At 71.1% G+C, this 22,626-nt stretch carries 26 protein-coding genes; 23 read left to right on the top strand and 3 right to left on the bottom strand.

Going from position 1 to position 22,626, the window contains the following annotated elements:
• Window positions 1-33: 33 nt before the first annotated feature.
• The 11 genes from FHX53_RS06055 to dapF all read left to right on the top strand — a co-directional run bounded on the left by FHX53_RS06055 (window position 34) and on the right by dapF (window position 11,096).
• Window positions 34-774: a hypothetical protein gene (locus tag FHX53_RS06055; protein WP_182490440.1), complete on the top strand. Its 741-nt coding sequence runs from the start codon at window positions 34-36 to the stop codon at window positions 772-774.
• Window positions 775-866: 92 nt separating this feature from the next.
• Window positions 867-3,605 carry an FtsK/SpoIIIE family DNA translocase gene (locus FHX53_RS06060; RefSeq protein WP_182490441.1) on the top strand — a complete coding sequence of 913 codons (2,739 nt, stop codon included), beginning with the start codon at window positions 867-869 and terminating at the stop codon, window positions 3,603-3,605.
• Window positions 3,606-3,712: 107 nt separating this feature from the next.
• Window positions 3,713-4,309, top strand: a complete 597-nt coding sequence (gene pgsA / locus FHX53_RS06065) for a CDP-diacylglycerol--glycerol-3-phosphate 3-phosphatidyltransferase (RefSeq protein WP_182490606.1) — start codon at window positions 3,713-3,715, stop codon at window positions 4,307-4,309.
• Window positions 4,306-4,827 carry a nicotinamide-nucleotide amidohydrolase family protein gene (locus tag FHX53_RS06070; protein WP_182490442.1) on the top strand — a complete coding sequence of 174 codons (522 nt, stop codon included), beginning with the start codon at window positions 4,306-4,308 and terminating at the stop codon, window positions 4,825-4,827. Before pgsA ends, FHX53_RS06070 begins: the two co-directional genes overlap by 4 nt.
• A gap of 183 nt (window positions 4,828-5,010) precedes the next feature.
• A complete protein-coding gene (locus tag FHX53_RS06075) occupies window positions 5,011-5,319 on the top strand; it encodes a helix-turn-helix domain-containing protein (RefSeq protein WP_182490443.1) in 309 nt (102 codons plus the stop codon).
• 90 nt (window positions 5,320-5,409) lie between these two features.
• On the top strand, window positions 5,410-5,634 hold the full coding sequence (locus FHX53_RS06080; protein ID WP_182490444.1) for a DUF3046 domain-containing protein: 225 nt from the start codon (window positions 5,410-5,412) through the stop codon (window positions 5,632-5,634).
• A 271-nt stretch (window positions 5,635-5,905) separates the two neighbouring features.
• A complete protein-coding gene (gene recA / locus FHX53_RS06085; protein ID WP_182490445.1) occupies window positions 5,906-6,979 on the top strand; it encodes a recombinase RecA in 1,074 nt (357 codons plus the stop codon).
• A 2-nt stretch (window positions 6,980-6,981) separates the two neighbouring features.
• A complete protein-coding gene (locus FHX53_RS06090; RefSeq protein WP_182490446.1) occupies window positions 6,982-7,641 on the top strand; it encodes a RecX family transcriptional regulator in 660 nt (219 codons plus the stop codon).
• A gap of 25 nt (window positions 7,642-7,666) precedes the next feature.
• Entirely contained in the window at window positions 7,667-9,253 is a 1,587-nt protein-coding gene (gene miaB, locus FHX53_RS06095; RefSeq protein WP_182490447.1) for a tRNA (N6-isopentenyl adenosine(37)-C2)-methylthiotransferase MiaB, read from the top strand.
• Window positions 9,250-10,197: a tRNA (adenosine(37)-N6)-dimethylallyltransferase MiaA gene (gene miaA, locus FHX53_RS06100; protein ID WP_182490448.1), complete on the top strand. Its 948-nt coding sequence runs from the start codon at window positions 9,250-9,252 to the stop codon at window positions 10,195-10,197. The genes miaB and miaA overlap by 4 nt, the downstream gene beginning before the upstream one ends.
• A 20-nt stretch (window positions 10,198-10,217) precedes the next feature.
• Entirely contained in the window at window positions 10,218-11,096 is an 879-nt protein-coding gene (gene dapF / locus FHX53_RS06105) for a diaminopimelate epimerase (protein ID WP_182490449.1), read from the top strand.
• A gap of 7 nt (window positions 11,097-11,103) precedes the next feature.
• Here the strand turns inward: dapF and FHX53_RS06110 are convergent, their stop codons facing one another.
• Complete coding sequence (locus FHX53_RS06110) at window positions 11,104-11,763, bottom strand: class I SAM-dependent methyltransferase (RefSeq protein WP_182490450.1); 660 nt, start codon at window positions 11,761-11,763, stop codon at window positions 11,104-11,106.
• Between the two features lie 40 nt (window positions 11,764-11,803).
• Between FHX53_RS06110 and hflX the strand changes: the two genes are divergently transcribed.
• Entirely contained in the window at window positions 11,804-13,360 is a 1,557-nt protein-coding gene (hflX, locus tag FHX53_RS06115) for a GTPase HflX (protein WP_182490451.1), read from the top strand.
• A 7-nt stretch (window positions 13,361-13,367) separates the two neighbouring features.
• On the opposite strand, the gene lexA is transcribed toward hflX, so the two are convergent.
• Window positions 13,368-14,057 (bottom strand): transcriptional repressor LexA, encoded by a 690-nt coding sequence (gene lexA, locus FHX53_RS06120; RefSeq protein ID WP_182490452.1) that lies wholly within the window; start codon window positions 14,055-14,057, stop codon window positions 13,368-13,370.
• 290 nt (window positions 14,058-14,347) lie between these two features.
• Between lexA and FHX53_RS06125 the strand changes: the two genes are divergently transcribed.
• The 6 genes from FHX53_RS06125 (at window position 14,348) to FHX53_RS06150 (ending at window position 18,755) form a co-directional block, all read left to right on the top strand.
• On the top strand, window positions 14,348-14,698 hold the full coding sequence (locus FHX53_RS06125; protein WP_182490453.1) for a LysM peptidoglycan-binding domain-containing protein: 351 nt from the start codon (window positions 14,348-14,350) through the stop codon (window positions 14,696-14,698).
• A gap of 106 nt (window positions 14,699-14,804) precedes the next feature.
• Window positions 14,805-15,881 (top strand): histidinol-phosphate transaminase, encoded by a 1,077-nt coding sequence (locus FHX53_RS06130; RefSeq protein WP_182490454.1) that lies wholly within the window; start codon window positions 14,805-14,807, stop codon window positions 15,879-15,881.
• Window positions 15,878-16,483, top strand: coding sequence for an imidazoleglycerol-phosphate dehydratase HisB (gene hisB / locus FHX53_RS06135; RefSeq protein WP_182490455.1), 606 nt, complete (start codon window positions 15,878-15,880; stop codon window positions 16,481-16,483). Before FHX53_RS06130 ends, hisB begins: the two co-directional genes overlap by 4 nt.
• Window positions 16,484-16,485: 2 nt before the next feature.
• Window positions 16,486-17,124, top strand: a complete 639-nt coding sequence (gene hisH, locus FHX53_RS06140; RefSeq protein WP_182490456.1) for an imidazole glycerol phosphate synthase subunit HisH — start codon at window positions 16,486-16,488, stop codon at window positions 17,122-17,124.
• Between the two features lie 99 nt (window positions 17,125-17,223).
• Window positions 17,224-17,973, top strand: coding sequence for a bifunctional 1-(5-phosphoribosyl)-5-((5-phosphoribosylamino)methylideneamino)imidazole-4-carboxamide isomerase/phosphoribosylanthranilate isomerase PriA (gene priA, locus FHX53_RS06145; protein WP_182490457.1), 750 nt, complete (start codon window positions 17,224-17,226; stop codon window positions 17,971-17,973).
• A 17-nt stretch (window positions 17,974-17,990) separates the two neighbouring features.
• Window positions 17,991-18,755, top strand: coding sequence for an SseB family protein (locus FHX53_RS06150; RefSeq protein WP_182490458.1), 765 nt, complete (start codon window positions 17,991-17,993; stop codon window positions 18,753-18,755).
• A 4-nt stretch (window positions 18,756-18,759) separates the two neighbouring features.
• On the opposite strand, the gene FHX53_RS06155 is transcribed toward FHX53_RS06150, so the two are convergent.
• Window positions 18,760-19,110 (bottom strand): DUF1844 domain-containing protein, encoded by a 351-nt coding sequence (locus FHX53_RS06155; protein WP_182490459.1) that lies wholly within the window; start codon window positions 19,108-19,110, stop codon window positions 18,760-18,762.
• A 190-nt stretch (window positions 19,111-19,300) separates the two neighbouring features.
• Between FHX53_RS06155 and infC the strand changes: the two genes are divergently transcribed.
• The 5 genes from infC to FHX53_RS06180 all read left to right on the top strand — a co-directional run bounded on the left by infC (window position 19,301) and on the right by FHX53_RS06180 (window position 22,626).
• Complete coding sequence (gene infC / locus FHX53_RS06160; protein ID WP_343050869.1) at window positions 19,301-20,347, top strand: translation initiation factor IF-3; 1,047 nt, start codon at window positions 19,301-19,303, stop codon at window positions 20,345-20,347.
• A gap of 26 nt (window positions 20,348-20,373) precedes the next feature.
• On the top strand, window positions 20,374-20,571 hold the full coding sequence (gene rpmI, locus FHX53_RS06165; RefSeq protein WP_182490460.1) for a 50S ribosomal protein L35: 198 nt from the start codon (window positions 20,374-20,376) through the stop codon (window positions 20,569-20,571).
• A 30-nt stretch (window positions 20,572-20,601) separates the two neighbouring features.
• Window positions 20,602-20,988, top strand: coding sequence for a 50S ribosomal protein L20 (gene rplT, locus FHX53_RS06170; protein ID WP_182490461.1), 387 nt, complete (start codon window positions 20,602-20,604; stop codon window positions 20,986-20,988).
• 128 nt (window positions 20,989-21,116) lie between these two features.
• Entirely contained in the window at window positions 21,117-21,947 is an 831-nt protein-coding gene (locus tag FHX53_RS06175) for a TrmH family RNA methyltransferase (protein WP_182490462.1), read from the top strand.
• 7 nt (window positions 21,948-21,954) lie between these two features.
• The gene (locus tag FHX53_RS06180; protein ID WP_182490463.1) at window positions 21,955-22,626 is read left to right on the top strand and encodes a response regulator transcription factor; all 672 of its coding nucleotides are present in this window, start codon (window positions 21,955-21,957) and stop codon (window positions 22,624-22,626) included.

A 22,626-nucleotide genomic window follows, 5' to 3' on the forward strand; every position in this document is an offset into this window, starting at 1 on the left:
TCGGAGCAGGGCTCCCGGGGGTACGGTCGCCGCATGATGCGCCCCGTCGTTCTGGCTGCCGCCCGCGCGATCGTCGTCGCCGCTGCGCTCGCCGCGCTCGTCGCCTGCGGGCCGACCGTCGAGCCGGAGGCGTCGCCGAGCGCGTCGCCCACCGCGTCGCCCACCGCCGAGCCGTCCTCCTCGCCGACGCCGAGCCCCGATCCGACGCGGCCGGCGCTCGCCGAGCTCGTCCTGAGCGCGGACGGCCTCGATCCGCTGGTCCTGGGAGAGGCCCCGGATGAGGATCCCGCCACGCGCATGATCGCGTTCGAGCCCGGAGCCTGCGTCAGCGCCGAGCTCGGTATCGCGCCGGGCGACCCCGGCGCCGACCTGTGGCGGACGGACGCCGCACACGACTCCACGTCTCCCGCCTACGGGCCGGGGACCGCGTTCGGCGTCGGCGTCGATCGCGACAGCGGCGCCGTGACTCGCGTGGACCTGTACTCGGCCGACATCCCGACCGACGGGGGAGTCCGCATCGGCGACCCCGGCTCGAGCGTCGCCGCCGCCCACCCGGGAGCGACGGTCGTCCCCGAGTATCTGACCGACATCCACGTCGTCTCCGGGCCGATCGGCACTCTGCAGATCGAGGTCGCGAAGAACCCGGCCGACATGTCCGGCGACTACTGGGAGGGTCGCACCGGCACGGTGGTCTACATCCACGCCGTGAGCTTCGAGCTCGGCGTCTTCTCCGTCGCCGCGAGCGGCAATCTCGTCGGGGTCTGCGGAGCCTGACCCGCACGCCCGAGACGAGCGCGCGAGCCGCCTCGCGCCCGCGCGAGCGTGTCGAGCCCGGCCTCGTCGGAGGTCGCGGGTACCGTGACCCCATGGCTTCGTCCAGTCGCACATCGTCGCGCCCGCGCACCTCGACGCCGCGCGGCTCTGCGGCAGCGAACAAGCCGAGCGCGCGCACGCGGGCCACGAAGAGGCTGCCCGCCCCGCCGAGCGAGCAGCCGGGCATCCTCTCGACGGCCTGGATGGGCCTCGCGCACCTGACCGGCGGCGCGTTCCGCGTGCTCGGCAAGGAGACCCTCGCGAAGGAGGAGCGCCGCGACGGCGTGCCCTTCCTCATCGTCGTCCTCGCCGTAATCGGGGCCGTCGTCGAGTGGTTCACGCCGACCGACCCCGTGGCCCTCGCTCTCGACGCGCACACGTTCGGCGGGCTCGTCGGCCGTGTCGCCTTCGCGCTGCCGGTGATCATGGTCCTCTTCGCGGCGTGGCTCTTCCGGCACCCGGCGAGCGTTCACGACAACACGCGCATCGGCATCGGGCTCGGTCTCCTGATCGCGAGCGTGAGCGGCCTCTGCCACATCGCGCTCGGTGCTCCGCAGCCGACCGAGGGCGCTCTCGTCCTGGCGCAGGCCGGCGGCGTGATCGGCTGGCTGCTCGGCGGCGCGCTCCTGCTCGCGACGATCTGGGTCGCGATCCCCGCGCTCGTGGTGATCGCGTTCTTGTCGGTGCTGATCATGACCAAGACGCCGCCGAACCGCATCCGTGAGCGCCTCGGCGAGCTGTACGCCTACCTGTTCGGCGCCGAGCTGCCCGAGCGCTCCCGCGAGAGGAAGTCCGCGTCGGACGACGACGCGATCGCCCCCGAGTTCGGCAGCTTCAGCGACCTCGGCCTCGACATGGAGGACACCTCCTCGATGCCCTGGTGGCGCAAGGGCCGCCCGCGCGCCGAGGTCCCCGCCTTCGACACGCCCGTCGAGCGCGACCAGCCGACCGATGTGATCGGGGCGGATGCCGTGGCCAAGGCCTCGGGCGATCTCGCGGCCGTCCTCGACCAGGCCGAGCAGGCCATCCAGCGCGTCACGGGCGAGCAGCCCGCGCACCCCTCCGGCGTCCGCGAGGACGCGGAGCCCGCGGCCCTCCCCGGGTTTCCGACGACGGCGAGCGAGAAGGGCGCAGCAGGCGAGTTCGCGCCTCCGCCCATCGCGAGGACGAGCCCGCCGTACCGGCTGCCCGCAGCATCCGTTCTCGCCCCCGGCACGCCGCCGAAGGCGCGCAGCGCCGCCAACGACGCGGTCGTCGCGGCCATCACCGAGGTGCTCACGCAGTTCCAGGTCGACGCTCGCGTCACGGGCTTCAGCCGCGGCCCCTCGGTCACGCGCTACGAGATCGAGCTCGGCCCCGGCGTCAAGGTCGAGCGCTTCACGGCGCTCACGAAGAACATCTCGTACGCGGTCGCAAGCAACGAGGTCAACATCCTCTCGCCCATTCCGGGCAGGAGCGCGATCGGCGTGGAGATCCCGAACGTCGACCGCGAGGTCGTCTCCCTCGGCGACGTGCTGCGCTCGAGCGCCGCAGGCAAGGCCCTTCACCCGATGACGATCGGCGTCGGCAAGGACGTCGAGGGCGGGTACGTCGTCGCGAACCTCGCGAAGATGCCCCACCTGCTCGTCGCCGGCTCGACCGGCTCGGGCAAGTCGAGCTTCATCAACTCGATGATCACGAGCCTGCTGATGCGCGCGAAGCCCGCCGAGGTGCGCATGGTGCTGATCGACCCCAAGCGGGTCGAACTCGCCGCCTACCAGGGCGTCCCGCACCTCATCACGCCCATCATCACGAGCCCGAAGAAGGCCGCCGAGGCGCTGCAGTGGGTCGTGAAGGAGATGGACTTGCGGTACGACGACCTCGCGTCGTTCGGGTTCCGCCACATCGACGACTTCAATCGGGCCGTGCTCGCCGACGAGATCGTCCTTCCGGAGGGGAGCAAGCGCCGGCTGCAGCCGTACCCCTACCTGCTCGTCGTCGTCGACGAGCTCGCCGACCTCATGATGGTCGCCCCGCGCGACGTGGAGGACTCGATCGTCCGCATCACCCAGCTCGCCCGCGCGAGCGGCATCCACCTCGTCCTCGCGACGCAGCGGCCGAGCGTCGACGTCGTGACGGGCCTCATCAAGGCGAACGTCCCGAGTCGGCTCGCGTTCGCCGTCTCGAGCATGACCGACAGCCGCGTGATCCTCGATCAGCCGGGCGCCGACAAGCTCATCGGCCAGGGCGACGGGCTCTTCCTGCCGATGGGCGCGAGCAAGGCCGTGCGCGTCCAGGGGGCCTGGGTCACCGAGCCGGAGATCGCGGCGGTCGTCGAGCACGTCAAGAAGCAGGCGCGCCCCGAGTACCGCGACGACGTCGCGGTGGAGGCCGAGAAGAAGCAGATCGACGCCGACATCGGCGACGACCTCGAGCTGCTTCTCGCCGCGACCGAGCTCATCGTGGGCACGCAGTTCGGCTCGACCTCCATGTTGCAGCGCAAGCTCCGCGTCGGCTTCGCGAAGGCCGGGCGGCTCATGGATCTCCTCGAGTCCCGCGACATCGTCGGCCCGTCCGAAGGGTCCAAGGCGCGCGACGTTCTCGTCACCCCCGAGCAGCTGCCCGAGGTGCTCGCGCGGCTGCGGGGCAACGACGCACCGAGCGGCCTATCGGCCGCCGGCGGCGGGAGCGGGCCGGGTACAGGCGCATCCGCCGCCCTCGGGAGCGATCCGGTCGACGAGATGACCCGGGGGTATCCTGAGGTCGAGGGCGATGCCGACGAGGACGCCTGGGGGCTCACCGGTCGCGACTGAGCCGCGGTCGGTCTCGACGAGAGGACACAATGCTCTCCGACGCCGCAGGCGACGAGGCGAACGATCGTTCCGACGACGCAGCGGCGCCGTCCGCCCGCTCGTTCGCGATGCGCGGTCGCGTCGTCAGCGCGGGGGAGACCCCGGCCTCCACCGGCAACGTGGCCAACATCATCACGGTCGTCCGCATCCTGCTCGCCCCGCTCTTCGTCGTCCTCCTCCTGCTCGACGACGGCACGGACGGCCCCTTCCGCGTCGCCGCGGCCCTGCTCTTCATCGTCGCGATCGCGACCGACAGCCTCGACGGCCACCTGGCGCGAAGCCGCAACCTCGTGACGGACCTCGGCGTGCTGCTCGATCCGATCGCCGACAAGGTGCTCACGGGCGCCGCGCTCGTCATGCTCGCGGTCCTCGCGGAGCTTCCCTGGTGGGTCGTCGTCGTGATCCTCGTGCGCGAGTGGGGCATCACGCTCTTCCGCTTCCTCATGCTGCGCGACCGGGTGATCCCGGCCTCGCGCGGCGGCAAGCTCAAGACGGTCGTCCAGTCGGTCGCGATCTCCTTCGCGCTCCTGCCGCTCTGGAACCTCCTCGGCGAGTGGGTGCACTGGCTGAACGGCGCGCTGATGACCGCCGCTGTCGTGCTGACCGTGGTGACGGGCCTCGACTATCTGCGCCAGGCCCGCGTGCAGAACCGTCGGGTCGAGTGACCCCGACGCCGCGATCGGACGAGGCGGATGCCGCTGCCGAAGCGGTGCGCCGGCTCATCGCCGCGCAGCGCACCATCGCGGTCGCCGAGTCGCTCACGGGCGGTCGGGTCGTGGCGGCCCTCGTGGACACACCGGGAGCCTCCGCAGTCGTCCGTGGCGGCGTCGTCGCCTATGCGACGCCGCTCAAGTCGTCCCTGCTCGGCGTCGACGCGCGTCTGCTCGACTCGCGCGGCCCGGTCGATCCTGCCGTGGCCGCGGCGATGGCCGAGGGCGCGCGACGCGCGGCGGCCATCGACGGCGTTTCGGCCGACTTCGGTATCGCCACGACCGGCGTCGCCGGCCCCGACGCTCAGGGCGATGCCCCGGTCGGTCTGGTGTTCGTCGCGGTCGCGGATGCCGCAGGCACGGAGGTGCGCGAGCTGCGACTGGAGGGCGGCCGGCAGGCGATTCGCGACGCGGCGACGCGTGAGGTGCTCACGCTGCTGCTGACCCGCTTGGATGCCCATCGCGAGGGATGAGTCGATGCGGCTCAACTTTCCCCTCGTGCGGGAATACCAGTGGTGACGGTCGTGTTACAGACAGCAGACTGACACGCGTCATCCAGGCGTGGCCGGTTAGAGTCGAGGTACTCGGCGGTGGGTTACAGTGATCCACCCGGTGCCCGCACCGACCGCGAGTTCAGGCAGAAGAAGGAGGCACCCATGGTTCTCGTCCGACAGGAAATCGGTGAGGTCCTCCGCGATGTCCGCCTGCAGAAGGGCCGCACTCTCCGCCAGGTCGCCAGTCGCGCGAGCGTCGCTCTCGGCTACCTCAGCGAGGTCGAGCGCGGGCAGAAGGAGGCCAGCAGCGAGATCCTCGCTTCGGTCGCCGACGCCCTCGACACCCCGATCTCGGTCATCATGCGCGAGGTGGGCGATCGCCTCGCGGTCATCGAAGGCCTCACGACCGTCCCCGACACCCTCCCCGACGAACTCGTCGCGGAGTTCGACGCCGATCTGGCCATCCGCTAGTCGGCTCGATCGGTCTCTCAGCCCCGCCGGCCCGCCGGCGGGGCTGTTCCGTGTGGGCGATGCCTCTTGTGCCATGACTATGGTGGTCGAGTGACCCGCAGCGAGTTCTCCCGCGCCGTCGTCGACGAGTTCGGCGAGGCGTACGGTCGCACCCTCGTCCGCGATCTCGTGCTCACTCCGCTGGGCGAGCGCACGGCGGAGCAGGCTCTCACGGCTGGCGTGGCCCCTCGCGACATCTGGTTCGCGCTGTGCGCGGCGATGGATGTCCCCCGCGAGCGCTGGTACGGCGCGGGCCGCCCCGAGCCGCGCCGCTGAATCCCGCCGCAGGGCCCCCCGAGTGACACGCCGGTCGCCGCGTCGTTCGAACATCCGTTCGGATCGCGCGTAGACTCCTCCACAGCGGCTCTCGAACACGAGTGGTGCACGGATCCCGCGCGGAAGCCCCCGATGTCGGGGGTGGTGCGTACCGTCCTCCTCGTCGGCGATCGTCGTCACCGCCTTGTCGCAGAACGACCAGCCCGGCTCCATCGGCTCGTTGTCGCGCGGCAGCCGACAGGCAGCAGCTCACTACGCGAAGGAGACCGCAATGCCCTCACCCGCAGACCGCGAGAAGGCCCTCGAGACCGCTCTCGCCCAGATCGACCGACAGTTCGGCAAGGGCAGCGTCATGCGCCTCGGCTCGGACGAGCGCGCACCCGTCGCGGTCATCCCGACCGGGTCGATCGCCCTCGACGTCGCCCTCGGCATCGGAGGCCTCCCCAAGGGCCGCATCATCGAGATCTACGGCCCCGAGTCCTCGGGAAAGACGACGCTCACCCTCCACGCGATCGCGAACGTGCAGCGCGCCGGCGGCATCGCGGCCTTCATCGACGCCGAGCACGCCCTCGACCCCGACTACGCGAAGAAGCTCGGCGTCGACATCGACCAGCTCCTCGTCTCTCAGCCCGACACGGGCGAGCAGGCTCTCGAGATCGCCGACATGCTCGTGCGCTCCGGCTCGATCGATCTCGTCGTCATCGACTCGGTCGCGGCGCTCGTTCCGCGCGCCGAGATCGAGGGCGAGATGGGCGACTCCCACGTCGGTCTCCAGGCCCGACTCATGTCGCAGGCGCTCCGCAAGCTCACGGGCGGGCTCAACCAGACCCAGACCTCGATGATCTTCATCAACCAGCTCCGCGAGAAGATCGGTGTCTTCTTCGGCAGCCCCGAGACCACCGCCGGCGGCAAGGCGCTGAAGTTCTACGCGTCCGTGCGTCTCGACATCCGCCGCATCGAGACGCTCAAGGACGGCACGGAGGCTGTCGGAAACCGCACGCGCGTCAAGGTCGTCAAGAACAAGATGGCTCCGCCCTTCAAGCAGGCCGAGTTCGACATCCTCTACGGCATCGGCATCTCCCGTGAGGGCAGCCTGATCGACTTCGGCGTCGAGCACGAGATCGTCCGCAAGTCGGGCGCCTGGTACACCTACGACGGCGACCAGCTCGGCCAGGGCAAGGAGAACGCGCGTCGATACCTCCTCGAGAACCCGACCGTGGCGGAGGAGATCGAGAAGAAGATCCTCGCCAAGCTCGGCATCGGTGCCGCTCCTGGAGCGGTCGAGGCCGCCCCCGTCGAGTCGATCCAGCAGAAGATCGCGCAGCGCAAGGCAGCGGGCGCCTGATCGTGCCCTCGATCCCTTCCGGCTCCGGGCAGGAGACGACCGACAACGTCGCCTTCCTGCCCGGCGTCCGGGAGGCCGACGAGAAGCGAGCCGAGAACGTCAGCCTGCACGCTCTCGGCCGACGCGGCATGTCGCGGGCCGAGGTCGTCGATCTTCTGAGCCGGCGCGAGATCGATCCGATCGTGGTGCAGGCCGAGGTCGCACGGCTCGAGGGCGTCGGCCTCATCGATGACGACGCGCTCGCGACGACGCTCGTCGACCGCCTCGTCGAACGGAAGAAGCTCGGGCCCTCCGCGCTGCGTGCCGAGCTCATGCGCCGGCGCCTCGATCCCCGGGCGATCGAGGCGATCCTCGCGCTGCAGGAGCCCGACGACGAGGGGTCGCTCATCGCAGCACTCGTCGACGAGCGCATGCGTCGCATCGGCGCGCTCGATCGCGAGACGGCCGAGCGCCGCCTGCTCGCCTACCTCGCGCGCAAGGGTCACGGCGGCTCCGCCGCGCGCGATTCCGTGCGCGCGGCGCTCGATGACGCCGGGCTCGAGCGCGCTCCGCGTTCGAGCGGCTTCGGCTCCCGGGGCAGCAGCGGCGGCTTCGGGTCGCGGGGGTCCGCTTCTGCGTCGGCAGGTGCGAGCGACGGCCCTCGGCGCGTCGAGTTCGCGTGACCCCTCGCCGTACACTCGAGACACCATGAGCACGACCTTTCCGCGCCCTGAACTCGGCTCCGCCGACGAGCTCGGCACAGCCATCACGGCCGACGACGGTCGCGTCCGCACCTACGAGGTGCGCACCTACGGCTGTCAGATGAACGTCCACGACTCCGAGCGGCTCAGCGGCTCGCTCGAGGCTGCGGGATACCGCCGCGCCGAGACCGGCGGACCGGCCGACGTCGTCGTGATCAACACGTGCGCCGTGCGCGAGAACGCCGACAACAAGCTCTACGGCAACCTCGGCCACCTCGCGAGCGTCAAGCGCCAGCGCGGCGGCGACCTGCAGATCGCCGTCGGCGGCTGCCTCGCGCAGAAGGACAAGGCCGTCATCCTCCAGAAGGCGCCGTACGTCGACGTCGTCTTCGGAACCCACAACATGGGCTCGCTGCCCGCCCTGCTCGAGCGGGCCCGCCACAACGGCGAGGCGCAGCTCGAGATCCTCGAGTCGCTCGAGGTCTTCCCCTCGACTCTCCCCACGCGCCGCGAGTCGAGCCACAGCGGCTGGGTGAGCATCTCCGTCGGCTGCAACAACACGTGCACCTTTTGCATCGTCCCGAGCCTGCGCGGCAAGGAGAAGGACCGCCGCCCTGGCGACATCCTCGCCGAGATCCAGGCGCTCATCGACGAAGGTGCCATCGAGGTCACCCTCCTCGGGCAGAACGTCAACTCCTACGGCGTCGAGTTCGGCGACCGACTGGCGTTCGGCAAGCTCCTCCGTGCGGCGGGGCAGATCGACGGCCTCGAGCGCATCCGATTCACGAGCCCGCATCCTGCCGCCTTCACCGACGACGTCATCGACGCCATGGCAGAGACACCCGCTGTGATGCCTCAGCTCCACATGCCGCTGCAGTCCGGCTCCGACCTCATCCTCAAGGCCATGCGGCGCTCCTACCGGAGCGAGAAATTCCTCGGCATCCTCGACCGCGTTCGCGCGCGCATCCCGAACGCCGCGATCAGCACCGACATCATCGTCGGCTTCCCCGGCGAGACCGAGGACGACTTCGCCGACACACTCAGCGTCGTCGAGCAGGCCCGCTTCGCGAGCGCCTTCACCTTCCAGTACTCGATCCGCGAGGGAACGCCCGCCGCGACCATGCCCGACCAGGTGCCGAAAGCGGTCGTGCAGGAGCGGTACGAGCGGCTCGTCGCGCTCCAGGAGCGCATCAGCCTCCAGGAGAATGAACGCCAGGTCGGGCGCGAGGTGCACGTGCTCATCTCCGCCGCGGAAGGCCGGAAGGACGCCAGCACCGATCGGCTCTCCGGTCGCGCGGAGGACAGCCGCCTCGTCCACGTCTCCGTGCCGGGCGGCAGCGAGCGTCCGCGCCCGGGCGACATCGTCACCGCCACGGTGACGCACGCCGCGCCGTTCCACCTCATCGCCGATGAGACCGCGCCGCTCCGTGTTCGCCGCACCAGAGCGGGCGACGCGTGGGACCGCCAGCAGGCGGAGAGCTGCGGCGTCCCCGCCGCGGCCGGCTCTCGCGTCGCACTCGGCCTGCCCGCGCTCCGCGTGGCGACGAGCCTGATCTACGACGCCGGCGACGGAGAGCGCGGCTCCCTGCTGTGATCCTCGTGGTCGTCGGCGCGACCGGCACCGGCAAGAGCGAACTCGGCCTCGCCCTCGCCGAGCGCCTCGCGACGCACGGGCTCCGCGCCGAGATCGTGAACGGCGACGCGATGCAGCTCTATCGCGGCATGGACATCGGCACCGCGAAGCTCCTCCCCGTCGAGCGCCGCGGCATCCCGCACCACCTCCTCGACGTCCTCGAGGTGACCGACGAGGCGTCTGTCGCCCGCTACCAGCAGGATGCCCGCGGGGCGATCGAGGAGATCCTCGCGCGCGGCGCCGTGCCCCTGCTCGTCGGCGGCTCGATGCTCTACGTGGCCGCAGTGCTCACCGACTTCCGGTTCCCCGGCACCGACCCCGGCATCCGCGCCAAGTGGGAGGCCGTGCACGCCGAGCGGGGCACCACCGAGCTGCACATCGAGCTCGCCCGGCAGGATTCGGGCGCGGCCGAGGCGATCGGCCCGCACAACGCGCGCCGCATCATCCGCGCCCTGGAGGTCATCGAGCTCACGGGCGAGCCGTTCGGCGTCGGGCTCGCCGCCCGTGACACCCCGTGGCGGCCGTACGTGCAGCTCGGGCTCTCGCTCGAGCGCGAGCTGCTCACCCCTCGGCTAGACGCGCGCGTCGAGCGCATGTGGCGACTGGGCCTCCTCGACGAGGTGCGCGCGCTCCGCGACCGAGGGCTCGAGCAGGGGGCGACCGCGAGCCGCGCGATCGGCTACGCGCAGGCCCTCGCGCAACTCCGGGGCGACTGCGAGGAGGTTGCGGCGATCGCCGAGACCGCGGCCCTCACGCGGCGGTACGCGCGGCGACAGGTGAGCTGGTTCCGCCGGGACGGGTCGATCGAATGGCTCGATGCGCTCGACCCGGGCCTCGCGCAGCGGGCGGAGGATCGCGTCATGGCGGCGCTCGAGACGGCGGGCGAGGCCGGGGACGCCCCCTGACCGCGCCGTAGACTCGGGGCATGGCCGCGAGCATCCGATTCACGAAGGGGCACGGAACGGGCAACGACTTCGTGCTCTACGCCGACCCCGAGGGCGAGCACGGCCTGAGCGTCGAGCAGCTCGCCGCGATCGCCGACCGGCGCTTCGGCGTCGGAGCGGACGGCGTGATCCGCGCGGTGCGCTCGGCCCACCTGCCCGACGGGGACGCTGCCCTCGTGGAGGACCCGGACGCCGAGTGGTTCATGGACTACGTCAACAGCGACGGAAGCGTGAGCGAGATGTGCGGCAACGGCATCCGCGTCTTCGTGAAGTACCTGCTCGAGACCGGGCTCGCCGAGCTCGCGCCCTGCCAGTCGATCCCGATCGGCACGCGCGCCGGGGTCCGCGACGTGCAGCGTCTCGCGGACGGCTTCGCGGCCGACCTCGGGCGCTGGCGCCTGGACGGCGGCGAGCCGCTCGTGCGCGCTCGTGAGCTCCCGGTCGCTCGCCCCGGCCTCGGCATCAATGTCGGCAACCCGCACGTCGTCGTCGCGGTGGCGAGCGACGACGAGCTCGACGGGATCGACCTGAGTCGGGCGCCCGAGCTCGAGCCAGCGCCGCCCGCCGGCGCGAACGTCGAGTTCGTCGTCCCGCGGGACCCGCTCGTCGTCGACGGAATCGGGCGCATCCGGATGCGCGTGCACGAGCGGGGGAGCGGCGAGACGCTCTCGTGCGGCACTGGCGCCGTCGCCGCCGCGCTGGCGGTGCGCCACTGGGCGGGCCCGAGCGCACCGGACGAGTGGCGCGTCGAGGTGCCAGGCGGTGTCCTGGGGGTGCGGATGTTCGCGGCCGAGGACGGCGAGCACGTCGCGCTGAGCGGACCGGCCGAGCTCGTCTTCGAGGGAGAGCTGCGGGTCTGAGACCCGGTCAGTCGCTTGCGGCCGTCGAGCCGATCACGGGGATGGCGCCCGTCGAGGCGCCTCGACGGCGGACGCGCAGGACGCGGAAGCCCTTGCTCGTCGCCGCCCGCTGAACGCGCAGGAGCTCGCCGTGCTCAGCCTCGATCCACCGCTGCAGCGAGTCTGAGCCGAGATTGCGCGCGACGACGAGCCACCCGTCGGACGCCTCCGCGATGCGCGGCAGCCACGTGCTGAGCATGCCGTGCAGCTCGTTCTTCCCCACTCGGATGGGCGGATTCGACCAGATCGTGCGGAACGCGATGCCGGCGGGAACATCCTCCGGGCGCACGGCGGTGACATTCGCGAGCCCGAGAAGCTCGGCATTGCGTCGCGTGAGGTCGAGCGCACGCTCGTTGACGTCCACCGCCCACACGGTCGCGCGCGGCGACTCCAGGGCGAGCGACAGGGCGATCGGACCCCAGCCGCAACCCAGATCCAGCAGATTCCCTCCAGGAGGCGGTGGCGGCACCGACCCGAGCAGCACGCCCGTCCCGATGTCGAGACCGCCGGGGCTGAAGACGCCGCCGGCCGTCTGAAGCTCCAGTGCGCGACCGGCGAGCGTCACCGGAATCGTCTTGACGACCATCTGACTACTCGGCTCCGCGCTGAAGTAGTGGTCGGAGGCCATGGGCAGAATCTACCGAACAGCAGAGAGTATGGTGAAGCGGATGACCGATCAGAGCACCGCACCCGGAGCTGACGAGGTTCGCGAGCTCCCCACCGGCGACGACGCCGTGGGGGATGCCGTCGCGCGCGTCCTCGCGCACGCCGACTCCCGCGCGCGCTCCGTCTCGCTCCACGGCGGCCGGGCGACGGCGCTGCAGGACGACGACTCGTACGTCAGCGACCGCGACGGCGACCAGTTCGACCGCGAGGACCGCGCCGCGCTGCGCCGCGTCCGCGGCCTCTCCACCGAGCTCGAGGACGTCACCGAGGTCGAGTACCGCCAGCTGCGCCTCGAGAACGTCGTGCTCATCGGGGTGTACTCCGGCGGCTCGCTCACGGACGCCGAGAACTCGCTGCGCGAGCTCGCCGCCCTCGCTGAGACGGCGGGAGCAGTCGTCCTCGACGGGCTTCTGCAGCGTCGCCCGCACCCCGACCCCAGCACGTACCTCGGCAAGGGAAAGGCGGCCGAGCTCGCGCTCATCGTCGCCGAGCTCGGCGCCGACACCGTGATCGCCGACACCGAGCTCGCGCCGAGCCAGCGTCGAGCGCTCGAGGACGTCGTGAAGGTCAAGGTCATCGACCGCACGGCGGTCATCCTCGACATCTTCAGCCAGCACGCCAAGAGCCGCGAGGGCAAGGCGCAGGTCGAGCTCGCGCAGCTCGAGTACCTCCTGCCGCGCCTGCGCGGCTGGGGCGAGTCGATGTCGCGCCAGGCCGGTGGCCAGGTCGGCTCGGCGGGTGCCGGAATGGGCAGCCGCGGCCCGGGTGAGACCAAGATGGAGCTCGACCGGCGCCGCATCCACACCCGCATGGCCAAGCTGCGCAAGCAGATCAAGGGGTTCGCCCCCGCTCGCGCCGCCAAGCGCGCCAACCGCGATCGCTACACGGTGCCGAGCGTCGCCATCGCCGGCTACACCAATGCCGGGAAGTCGAGCCTGCTGAACCGCATCACGCGCGCGGGCGTCCTCGTCGAGAACGCCCTCTTCGCGACCCTCGACGCGACGGTCCGCAAGTCGTCGACGCCCGATGGCCGGCCCTTCACCCTCGCCGACACGGTGGGCTTCGTGCGCAACCTGCCCCACCAGCTCGTCGAGGCGTTCCGCTCGACGCTCGAGGAGATCGCCGAGTCGGACGTCATCGTGCACGTCGTCGACGGCGCGCACCCCGACCCCGCGGCCCAGATCGCCACGGTGCGCAACGTGATCGGCGAAGTCGAGGCGCGCCACCTGCCCGAGATCATCGTCTTCAACAAGGCCGACCTCCTCGACGACGACGCGCGACTCGTGCTGCGCGGGCTAGAGCCCACGGCCGTCTTCGTCTCGGCGAAGACGGGGGAGGGGATCGACGAGCTGCGTGCGCGCATCTCCGAGCTCCTGCCCAACCCCGAGGTCGAGCTGACGCTGCTGATCCCGTTCGAGCGCGGCGAGCTCGTCGCGCTGCTGCACGAGCGCGGTCGAGTGATCTCGACCGAGTACGACGAACGAGGCACACGCGTGCACGCCCTCATCGACCCGCAGTTCACGGGTCCGTTCGAGCCGTACATCGTCGTCGGGGCCTGACTCGGGCTCAGACGGAGCGCAGGACCGCCACGACCTTGCCGAGGATCGTCGCGTAGTCGCCGAGGATCGGCTCGAAGGCGGAGTTCCGCGGCAGAAGCCACGTGTGCCCGTCGCGTTGCTTGAAGACCTTCACCGTCGCCTCGTCGTCGAGCATCGCCGCGACGATCTCGCCGTTCTCCGCGGTGCTCTGCTGCCGCACCACGACCCAGTCGCCGTCGCAGATGGCGGCGTCGATCATCGACTCGCCCACGACCTTGAGCATGAACAGCTCGCCCTTGCCGACGAGCTGGCGGGGGAGGGGGAAGACCTCCTCGACCTGCTGGTCCGCCGTGATCGGGATTCCCGCGGCGATGCGACCGACGAGCGGCACCATCGCGGCGTCGCCTACTGCGGGCCCCGAGGGGGCGTCCGCTGACGGGGATGCCGGACTCTCGAGATCGATGAGGACCTCGAGAGCGCGCGGCCGGTTCGGATCCCGGCGCAGGTAGCCGCTGAGCTCGAGCTGCCCCAGCTGGTGCGAGACGCTCGACATCGACGACAGCCCCACGGCGTCGCCGATCTCGCGCATCGACGGCGGGTAGCCACGTTGCGCCACGGAGGCCTGGATGAACGCGAGGATCGCGCGCTGCTTCTCGCTCAGGGTCGTCCGTCGACGAGTGGAGGGCGCGGAGGCCCCGTCGGCGATGTCGTCGGCCATGAGGGGCTCCGTTCCGAAGCGGTCGAGGAGGAATGTCGGTGGTCACTGGTGAAGTGACAGGTGAATCTTCGAAACTCTATCCGCCGGAAGCGCCGCATTCAAACACCTGTTCGAACGTGTCGCGCCAGCAGACGGAAGAAAGTGGCGGAGTCTTGAATTTCTGTTCGATCGAATGTATGTTCGGAACACAGGTTCGCAGCGCACCTCCCGGCCGAGGGCGCTGCATCCCCGGCGGTCCCCGCCGTCGGGGGCCTGTCGACATCCTCATCACGAGGGCCCAGGAGGACACCATGACTGCCACCGCACCCGCCGAGATCGCAGCTCCCCGCACGCGCCTCCGCATCACGCGCCGCGGCCGCATGGTCCTCACCGGCCTCGCCGCCGCCCCGCTCGTCGTCGGCATCTTCGCCACGGCCCTCGGCGGGGCGGCGGCGACGGCCACCTCCTCCAGCGCGGCGAACGCGGTTCCGGCCAGCATCACCGTCGAGGCGGGGCAGTCGCTCTGGCAGATCGCCGCCGTGGTCGCTCCCGACGCGAACCCGGCCGACGTCGTGGCCGACATCATCGCTGTCAACGACCTGCCAGGCGGCGCGGTCGAGCCGGGGCAGCTGCTCGTTCTTCCGGCGGCGTACGCCGACTGATCGTCGCCGTCGACGCACCGCTGCGGCACCGCGCGTCCGCACCGCGCGTCCGCACAGCGCGTCCGCACAGCGCATCCGCACAGCGCGACCGCCTAGCATTGCGGGAGTGACGTCCCTCGCCGACCTCCCCATCCGCGACGACCTGCGAGGTCTGACGCCGTACGGCGCCCCGCAGAAGCCCGTCCGCATCGCTCTCAACGTCAACGAGAACACCCACCCGGTTCCGCCGGAGGTGATCGCTCACGTGACGGCCGCGATCGAGCGTGAGATGCGCAGCATCAACCGCTACCCCGACCGGGAGTTCACGCTCCTGCGCGAGCACCTCGCCGGGTACCTCGGCGGCGGACTCGCCCCCGAGCAGATCTGGGCGGCCAATGGCTCGAACGAGGTCATCCAGCACATCCTCCAGGCCTTCGGCGGGCCAGGACGCCGCGTCCTGGGCTTTCCGCCGACCTACTCGATGCACGCGATCATCGCGACGGGCACGGGCACCCAGTGGGTCGAGGGCGCGCGCGACGACGACTACCGCCTGAGCCCGGAGACGGCCGCGGCCGCCGTCGAGCGCACCGATCCCGATCTCGTGTTCCTGTGCGCCCCGAACAACCCCACGGGTACGCCGCTCGGCCTCGACACGATCGCGGCCGTCTACGAGGCGAGCCGCGGCATCGTCATGGTCGACGAGGCCTACGCCGAGTTCATGCCGGAGGGGAAGGCGTCCGCCCTCAGCCTGCTCGAGGGTCGCCCGCGGCTCGTGGTCTCGCGCACGATGAGCAAGGCCTTCGCCTTCGCGGGCGGCCGACTCGGCTATCTTGCGGCCGAACCCGCCCTCACCGACGCGCTGAGGCTCGTGCGCCTGCCGTACCACCTCTCGGCCCTCACGCAGGCGGCTGCGGTCGCCGCTCTCGAGCACGCCGCGGCGATGCTCGCGACGGTCGGCGCGATCCGCGACCAGCGCGATCGTCTCGTGGTCGAACTCGCCCGGCTCGGGTACGCGCCGCACGAGAGCTGGGCCAACTTCGTGCTCTTCGGCGGCGTGACCGATCCCCACGCGACGTTCGAGCGGCTCCTCGAACACGACATCCTGATTCGCGACCTCGGCATCGCGAACCACCTCCGCGTCACGGCGGGCACCGAGGCCGAGACGACGGAGTTCCTCGAGGTGCTCGGTAGGATCAACCGGTGACCTCTCCCCGCACTGCCGAGCTCCGCCGTGAGACGAGCGAATCGAGCATCCGCCTCTCGATCGATCTCGACGGCACCGGCCAGTCCTCGATCTCGACGACGGTGCCGTTCTTCGACCACATGCTCACGGCGTTCGCCAAGCACGCGCTCGTCGACCTGACCGTCGAGGCGCACGGAGACACCGCGATCGATGTGCACCACACCGTGGAGGACACGGGCATCGTGCTCGGGCAGGCGATCCGCGCGGCGCTCGGCGACAAGACCGGCATCGCGCGCTTCGGCGACGCCCTCGTGCCCCTCGACGAGGCGCTCGCGCAGGCCGTCGTCGACGTCTCCGGCCGCCCCTACCTCGTGCACTCGGGCGAGCCCGCCGGATTCGAGCTGCACCTCATCGGCGGCCACTTCACCGGTTCGATGGTGCGTCACGTGTTCGAGGCCATCACGATGCACGCCGGGCTCACCGTCCACCTCACTGTGCTCGCGGGCCGTGACCCCCACCACATCGCCGAGGCCGAGTTCAAGGCGTTCGCGCGCGCGTTCCGTCAGGCCGTCGCGCCGGATGCCCGCGTGCAGGGCGTGCCGTCGACCAAGGGTGCGCTCTGATCGTGAGCGAGCGCCCCAGCGTCGTCGTCCTCGACTACGGCTCCGGAAACATCCACTCGGCCGCCAAGGCGCTCGAGGCTGCGGGCGCGCGAGTGCAGATCTCCTCCGACCGCGCGCGCATCCGGGAGGCCGATGGGCTCCTCGTCCCCGGGGTCGGGGCGTTCGGCGCCGTCATGACGGCGCTGCGCGCGGTGGGCTGCGACGAGATGATCGATCGGCGTCTGGCCGGCGGACGGCCCGTGCTCGGCATCTGCGTCGGCATGCAGGTGCTCTTCGAGCGCGGAGACGAGCGCGGCGTCGTGAGCGACGGGCTCGGCCAGTGGCCGGGCACGGTCTCCGAGCTCGAGGCGTCTGTCCTACCCCACATGGGCTGGAACACCGTGGACGCTCCCGCTGGCTCGCGCCTGTTCGCGAGCCTGCATGACGAGCGCTTCTACTTCGTGCACTCCTACGCGGCTCGTGACTGGACCCTTGAGATCACGAACCCGAAGATCCCGGCACCCGCAGTGACCTGGGCCGATCATGGCGGGCGCTTCGTGGCGGCCGTCGAGAACGGTCCGCTGAGCGCGACCCAGTTCCACCCCGAGAAGTCGGGGGAAGCCGGTCTTCGGCTCCTCGGGAACTGGCTGAGCACTCTCTGAGCACGGGAGTCCGTGCGAAGGAGAGTACGATTCTGTGCTTGTGCCCGGGCCGACCCTGATGCCCTCCACGACCGCACACGTACCCACAGGAAGACTGTCATGAGCGAGTTCTCTCGAATCCCCGCCCTCACCCTGCTCCCCGCGGTGGACGTCGCGGGCGGCAAGGCCGTGCGTCTCACGCAGGGCGAGGCCGGAACCGAGACGAGCTACGGCGACCCCGTCGACGCCGCCCTCGAATGGGCGAACGACGGCGCCGAGTGGATCCACCTCGTCGACCTGGATGCCGCCTTCGGGCGCGGCAACAACCGGAAGATGATCCAGAAGGTCGTCAAGGCCGTCCCCCGCCACGTCAACATCGAGCTGTCCGGCGGCATCCGCGACGACAAGAGCCTCGAGGCCGCCCTCGCCACGGGCGCCAAGCGCATCAACCTCGGCACCGCCGCGCTCGAGAACCCCGAGTGGGCCGCCCACGTCATCGCGGAGTACGGCGAGGCGATCGCCGTCGGCCTGGACGTGCGGGGCACGACGCTCGCGGCGCGCGGCTGGACGGAGGAGGGCGGCGACCTCTGGCACGTCCTCGAGCGACTGGAGGAGGCGGGCTGCGCCCGGTACGTCGTCACCGACGTCACCAAGGACGGAACGCTCAACGGCCCCAATCTCGAGCTGCTGCGCGACGTCATGGAGCGCACCCACCGCCCCGTCATCGCCTCGGGCGGCGTCTCGAGCCTCGACGACATCGCCGCCCTGCGCGAGCTCGTCCCGCTCGGACTCGAGGGCGCGATCGTCGGCAAGGCGCTCTACGCGGGCGCGTTCACGCTTCCCGAAGCCCTCGACGTCGCCGGCAACTGACGCAGGCTCCCGGCCGCATGCCGTCGACCGACTCCGCAGGCCAGCCCTGGGCGGGCCGCAGCTTCACGCCAAACCCGGCCGCCGGTGACGACGGGTCGGCCCCCGAGGCCTACGTCGAGGGGATGCGCGCATTCCGCACCGGTGAGCTGAGCGCGAGTGGCCTCGTCGCCGTGATCGCGGGCTGCCGCTTCCTCATCCCGCTCGTGGCCGTCGCGGGGGAGGAGGGCGTGAATGAGCGCGGCGTGCGCGTCGACAAGACGCAGGAGCTGTCCATCATCACGGTCGCCGGGCCCGATGGCCGGCCGATCCTCCCCGTCTTCTCCTCGGTCGCGGCCATGACGAACTGGCGGCCGGATGCCCGTCCGGTGCCCGCGACCGCGCAGCGGGTCGCCCTCGCCGCCGCGAGCGAGCAGACCGACCGCGTGGTGATCGATGCGCGAGGCGACGAGCTCGTGCTGCCCAGGCCCGCCGTGTGGGCGATCGCGCGGGGCGCCGAATGGGTGCCCGCGATCGACGACCCGGAAGTGGTCGATGCCATCGCCCGCCCCGCGGAGGAGCATCAGGAGATCGTGGCGGTCGCGCCCGTGGGCGGCGACCCGGAGCTGCGCGGGAGCGGGCCGGAGATCGTCGTGCGCCTCGCCGTCGCGCCGTGGGTCGGGGCCGACCGCCTGCGGGAGGTCACCGGCGCGATGAGCGCGCGCTGGGCATCCGACCCGATCGTCGCGGAGCGCGTCGACGCGCTCTCCGTTCAGCCCGTCATCCTGCCCGCCGACGGCGACTAGGGCCTTACGAGACCGGGCCTGTCCACTTCTCGCCCGGGCCCTGGCCCGGCGCGTCGGGGAAGGCCGAGGCCTCGCGGAAGGCGAGCTGCACCGACCGGAGCCCGTCGCGCAGCACGCGCGCGTGGTGGTCGCCGAGCTCGGGGGCCGAGGCGGTGATGAGGCCTGCGAGGGCCGTGATGAGTTTGCGCGCCTCGGCGAGGTCGATCTCGTCCTGCTCGGAGAGCCCGCACTTGACGGCGGCGGCGCTCAGCAGGTGCACGGCGACGGTGTTGATGATCTCGACGGCGGGCACGTCCGCGATGTCGCGGGAGGCGTCCAGGCCGGTGTCCGGCACGTCGTTCAGGGACTCGGTCATGAGGCCTTCCGGGTGGTGGAGGGGCCGCGACTTCTCGCAGCGGCGCACTACTGCTATCGTTATGCGGGCTCCGGGGCCAGATCCCCGGTACGAAAGTGGAGGACTCCTCCCACCCGCGCTTGACCGCATCACTAGGTTACCGGGTCAGATCACCCCGCTCGTCGGCAGCAGTGCCGTGCGAGGGCCGCGGGTGGGCACGGCGTTGCGCCGTGCGGAGTCGCTCTCTCTCGACATCATCACGACAGAGGAGACTCGCATCAGCGAACCGAGAACGAACGACCGCATCCGCGTCCCCGAGGTCCGACTCGTCGGGCCAGGAGGCGAGCAGGTCGGCGTCGTCAAGATCGAGGTGGCACTGCGCCTGGCGCAGGAGGCCGACCTCGACCTCGTCGAGGTCGCCCCGAACTCGAAGCCGCCCGTGGTGAAGATCATGGACTACGGCAAGTTCAAGTACGAGGCGGCGCAGAAGGCCAAGGAGGCCCGACGCAATCAGGCGAACACCATCCTCAAGGAGGTGCGCTTCCGCCTGAAGATCGACAAGCACGACTACGAGACCAAGCGCAAGCGCGCCGAGAGCTTCCTGCAGGCCGGCGACAAGGTGAAGGCCATGATCCTGTTCCGCGGCCGCGAGCAGTCGCGCCCCGAGCAGGGCGTGCGTCTGCTGCAGCGCTTCGCGGAGGACGTCGCCGACTTGGGCACCGTCGAGTCGACGCCGACGATCGATGGCCGCAACATGGTCATGATCATCGGCCCGCTCAAGAACAAGGCAGACGCGAAGGCCGAGCAGAACGCCGCGCGCGCGCAGTCGAAGGCCGAGCGCAAGAGCGCCGAGGCCTCGGCGAAGAGCCCGGATGCCGCGGCGGCTCCCGCCGCGGAGAAGCTGGCCGATACGACGCCCGTCGCCGAGAAGCCGACCCCCGAGCGGGATGAGGCCGAGGCGGAGCTCGCGAAGGTCGCGCCCGCGAAGGCGGCCCCCGTGAAGGCGGCGCCGGCGAAGGCCGAGCCGGCCGCGGAGGAGTCCGCTGCGGCCGAGCCCGCGAAGGACGAGTCCGCGACGGCGGAGCCCCCGAAGGCGGCGAAGCCCGCGACCAAGCCGGCAGCGAAGCCCACGACGCGCACGGGAACGGCGAAGACGACCACGGCGAAGCCCGCCGCGGTCAAGCCGACTCCCGCCAACGCGCCCCGGCCGTCGGGCAAGCCCGCGGCCCCCACGACGCCCGCCCCTGCGGCGGAGTAGTTCCAGCCCACGAAAGAGAGAAACGAATGCCTAAGCAGAAGACCCACTCGGGAGCGAAGAAGCGCTTCAAGCTGACCGGCTCCGGCAAGGTCATGAAGCAGGGCGCGGGTATGCGTCACAACCTGGAGAAGAAGTCGAGCGAGGTCACTCGCCGTCTCAACCAGGAGCAGGTGCTGGCTCCGGCCGACGCCAAGGTCATCAAGAAGCTCATCGGCAAGAAGTAGCCGGCACGGAAAGACTGAAGGACACCGAAAATGGCAAGAGTCAAGCGGGCCGTCAACGCCCACAAGAAGCGTCGCGTCATCCTCGAGCGCGCCGAGGGCTACCGCGGTCAGCGGTCGCGCCTCTACCGCAAGGCCAAGGAGCAGGTCACTCACTCCCTCGTCTACGCGTACCGCGACCGCCGGGCCAAGAAGGGCGAGTTCCGCCGCCTCTGGATCCAGCGCATCAACGCCGCGGCCCGTGCGAACGGCATGACCTACAACCGTCTCATCCAGGGCCTCGGCCTCGCGGGTGTCGAGGTCGACCGTCGCATGCTCGCCGAGCTCGCGGTGAACGAGCCCGCGGCGTTCACCGCGCTCGTCAAGGTCGCCAAGGAGGCCCTCCCGGCCGACACCTCGGCGCCGAGGACCGCCGCGTAACGCAGCTCCCTCTCGAAGGCGCGCTCCCGATCGGGGGCGCGCCTTCGTCGTCTCCGCGTCGGCGACCGCCTGCGGGCCGCTCGGCGCGGGGCCTCGGAACGTCTCCTCGCCGTCCGTATCATTACGCCATGATCGACAACCCGCGCTCGCCGCGCGTGCGGGCCGCAGCGAAGCTCGCCAAGCGCTCCCAGCGCGCCGAGACCGGTCTGTTCCTCGTCGAGGGGCCGCAGGCCGTGGACGAGGCGGTGCGCACGCGTCCCGAGCTCGTGCGCGAGATCTTCGTGACTCCGGCGGCCGACGATCGCCACCGATCCCTGCTCGACGCCGCCCGCGGTGAGGGCATCCGCGTGGAGCAGGTGAGCGACGCCGTGCTCGCCGTGATCGCCGATACGGTGACGCCGCAGGGGATGGTCGCCGTGTGCGCGCTCCTCCCGACCGCGCTCGATGAGGTCGTCGCCCGTGGGCCGCGCCTTGTCGCCGTGCTGGAGGAGGTCCGTGACCCGGGCAACGCCGGGACGATCATCCGCGTGGCCGATGCCGCGGGCGCCGATGCCGTCATCCTGACCGGCTCGAGCGTCGACCCCTTCAACCCCAAGGCGGTGCGGGCCTCCACCGGATCCATCTTCCACATCCCCGTCGTCATGGGCGTCTCGCTCGAGTCGGCGCTCGACCGGCTGCGCAGCGCCGGCATCCGAGTCCTCGCCGCCGATATCTCGGGCGACGACCTGCTGGGCGTGCGCGCCGCGGGCGAGCTGGACGGACCGACGGCCTGGCTGTTCGGCAACGAAGCGCGCGGCCTCACCCCTGAGCAGCTCGAGCAGGCCGATCGCGCCGTCATCGTGCCGATCTACGGCTCGGCCGAGTCGCTCAATCTCGCGACGGCGGCCGCGGTGTGCCTCTACGAGAGCGCCTTCGCGCAGCGCACCGGCGCTGAACGTGGGGGCTCGGCGCACGAGTGATCAGCTGATGACGGTGCTGATCGTCGAGGACGACGACCGACTGATGGATGCCCTGCGCACGTTCCTGCGCAAGGCCGGCTACGGCACGACGAGCGCTTCCGACGCCGCGCAGGCCCTCGACGCGCTGAGCTCAGACACGGAGGTCGTCCTGCTGGATCTCGGACTGCCCGACATGGACGGCATCGAGCTCTGCCGGCGGATCCGCGAGCGCTCGGGCGTGCCGATCATCATCGCGACCGCGCGCAGTCACGTCCAGGAGCGCATCCGAGGGCTGCGCGCCGGCGCGGACGACTTCCTCGTCAAGCCGTACAACGTGCTCGAGCTCGTCGCGCGCATCGAGGCCGTCACCCGTCGCTCCCGGGCGCTCGTCGCAGAGCCGACGCCGGAGCAGGTGATCGACGTCGCCGACGTGCGGATCGACCTCTCGGGTCGCCAGCTGCTCGTCGGCGGCGCCCCGATCGAGCTGACGCGCACGGAGTTCGACATCGTCGCGGTCCTCGCGCGGTATCCGGGGGTCGTGGTCCCGCGTGAGCGCATCATCCGCGAGGTCTGGCAGACCGACTGGCACGCGTTCAGCCGCTCCCTCGAGGTGCACGTCGGATCAATCCGGCGCAAGATCGGCCGGGGCGACCTGATCGAGACGGTCCGGGGCGTCGGCTACCGATTCGCGGGGCGATAG

The sequence above is a fragment of the Microcella alkalica genome, assembly GCF_014137945.1.
GTDB lineage: Bacteria > Actinomycetota > Actinomycetes > Actinomycetales > Microbacteriaceae > Microcella > Microcella alkalica.

Coding starts and splice junctions, on each gene's coding strand:
- FHX53_RS06055 (WP_182490440.1), top strand. CDS start 34: ATGATGCGCCCCGTCGTTCTGGCTGCCGCCCGCGCGATCGTCGTCGCC.
- FHX53_RS06060 (WP_182490441.1), top strand. CDS start 867: ATGGCTTCGTCCAGTCGCACATCGTCGCGCCCGCGCACCTCGACGCCG.
- pgsA (WP_182490606.1), top strand. CDS start 3,713: ATGCGCGGTCGCGTCGTCAGCGCGGGGGAGACCCCGGCCTCCACCGGC.
- FHX53_RS06075 (WP_182490443.1), top strand. CDS start 5,011: ATGGTTCTCGTCCGACAGGAAATCGGTGAGGTCCTCCGCGATGTCCGC.
- recA (WP_182490445.1), top strand. CDS start 5,906: ATGCCCTCACCCGCAGACCGCGAGAAGGCCCTCGAGACCGCTCTCGCC.
- miaB (WP_182490447.1), top strand. CDS start 7,667: ATGAGCACGACCTTTCCGCGCCCTGAACTCGGCTCCGCCGACGAGCTC.
- dapF (WP_182490449.1), top strand. CDS start 10,218: ATGGCCGCGAGCATCCGATTCACGAAGGGGCACGGAACGGGCAACGAC.
- FHX53_RS06110 (WP_182490450.1), bottom strand. CDS start 11,763: ATGGCCTCCGACCACTACTTCAGCGCGGAGCCGAGTAGTCAGATGGTC.
- hflX (WP_182490451.1), top strand. CDS start 11,804: ATGACCGATCAGAGCACCGCACCCGGAGCTGACGAGGTTCGCGAGCTC.
- lexA (WP_182490452.1), bottom strand. CDS start 14,057: ATGGCCGACGACATCGCCGACGGGGCCTCCGCGCCCTCCACTCGTCGA.
- FHX53_RS06125 (WP_182490453.1), top strand. CDS start 14,348: ATGACTGCCACCGCACCCGCCGAGATCGCAGCTCCCCGCACGCGCCTC.
- priA (WP_182490457.1), top strand. CDS start 17,224: ATGAGCGAGTTCTCTCGAATCCCCGCCCTCACCCTGCTCCCCGCGGTG.
- FHX53_RS06150 (WP_182490458.1), top strand. CDS start 17,991: ATGCCGTCGACCGACTCCGCAGGCCAGCCCTGGGCGGGCCGCAGCTTC.
- FHX53_RS06155 (WP_182490459.1), bottom strand. CDS start 19,110: ATGACCGAGTCCCTGAACGACGTGCCGGACACCGGCCTGGACGCCTCC.
- rpmI (WP_182490460.1), top strand. CDS start 20,374: ATGCCTAAGCAGAAGACCCACTCGGGAGCGAAGAAGCGCTTCAAGCTG.
- rplT (WP_182490461.1), top strand. CDS start 20,602: ATGGCAAGAGTCAAGCGGGCCGTCAACGCCCACAAGAAGCGTCGCGTC.
- FHX53_RS06175 (WP_182490462.1), top strand. CDS start 21,117: ATGATCGACAACCCGCGCTCGCCGCGCGTGCGGGCCGCAGCGAAGCTC.
- FHX53_RS06180 (WP_182490463.1), top strand. CDS start 21,955: ATGACGGTGCTGATCGTCGAGGACGACGACCGACTGATGGATGCCCTG.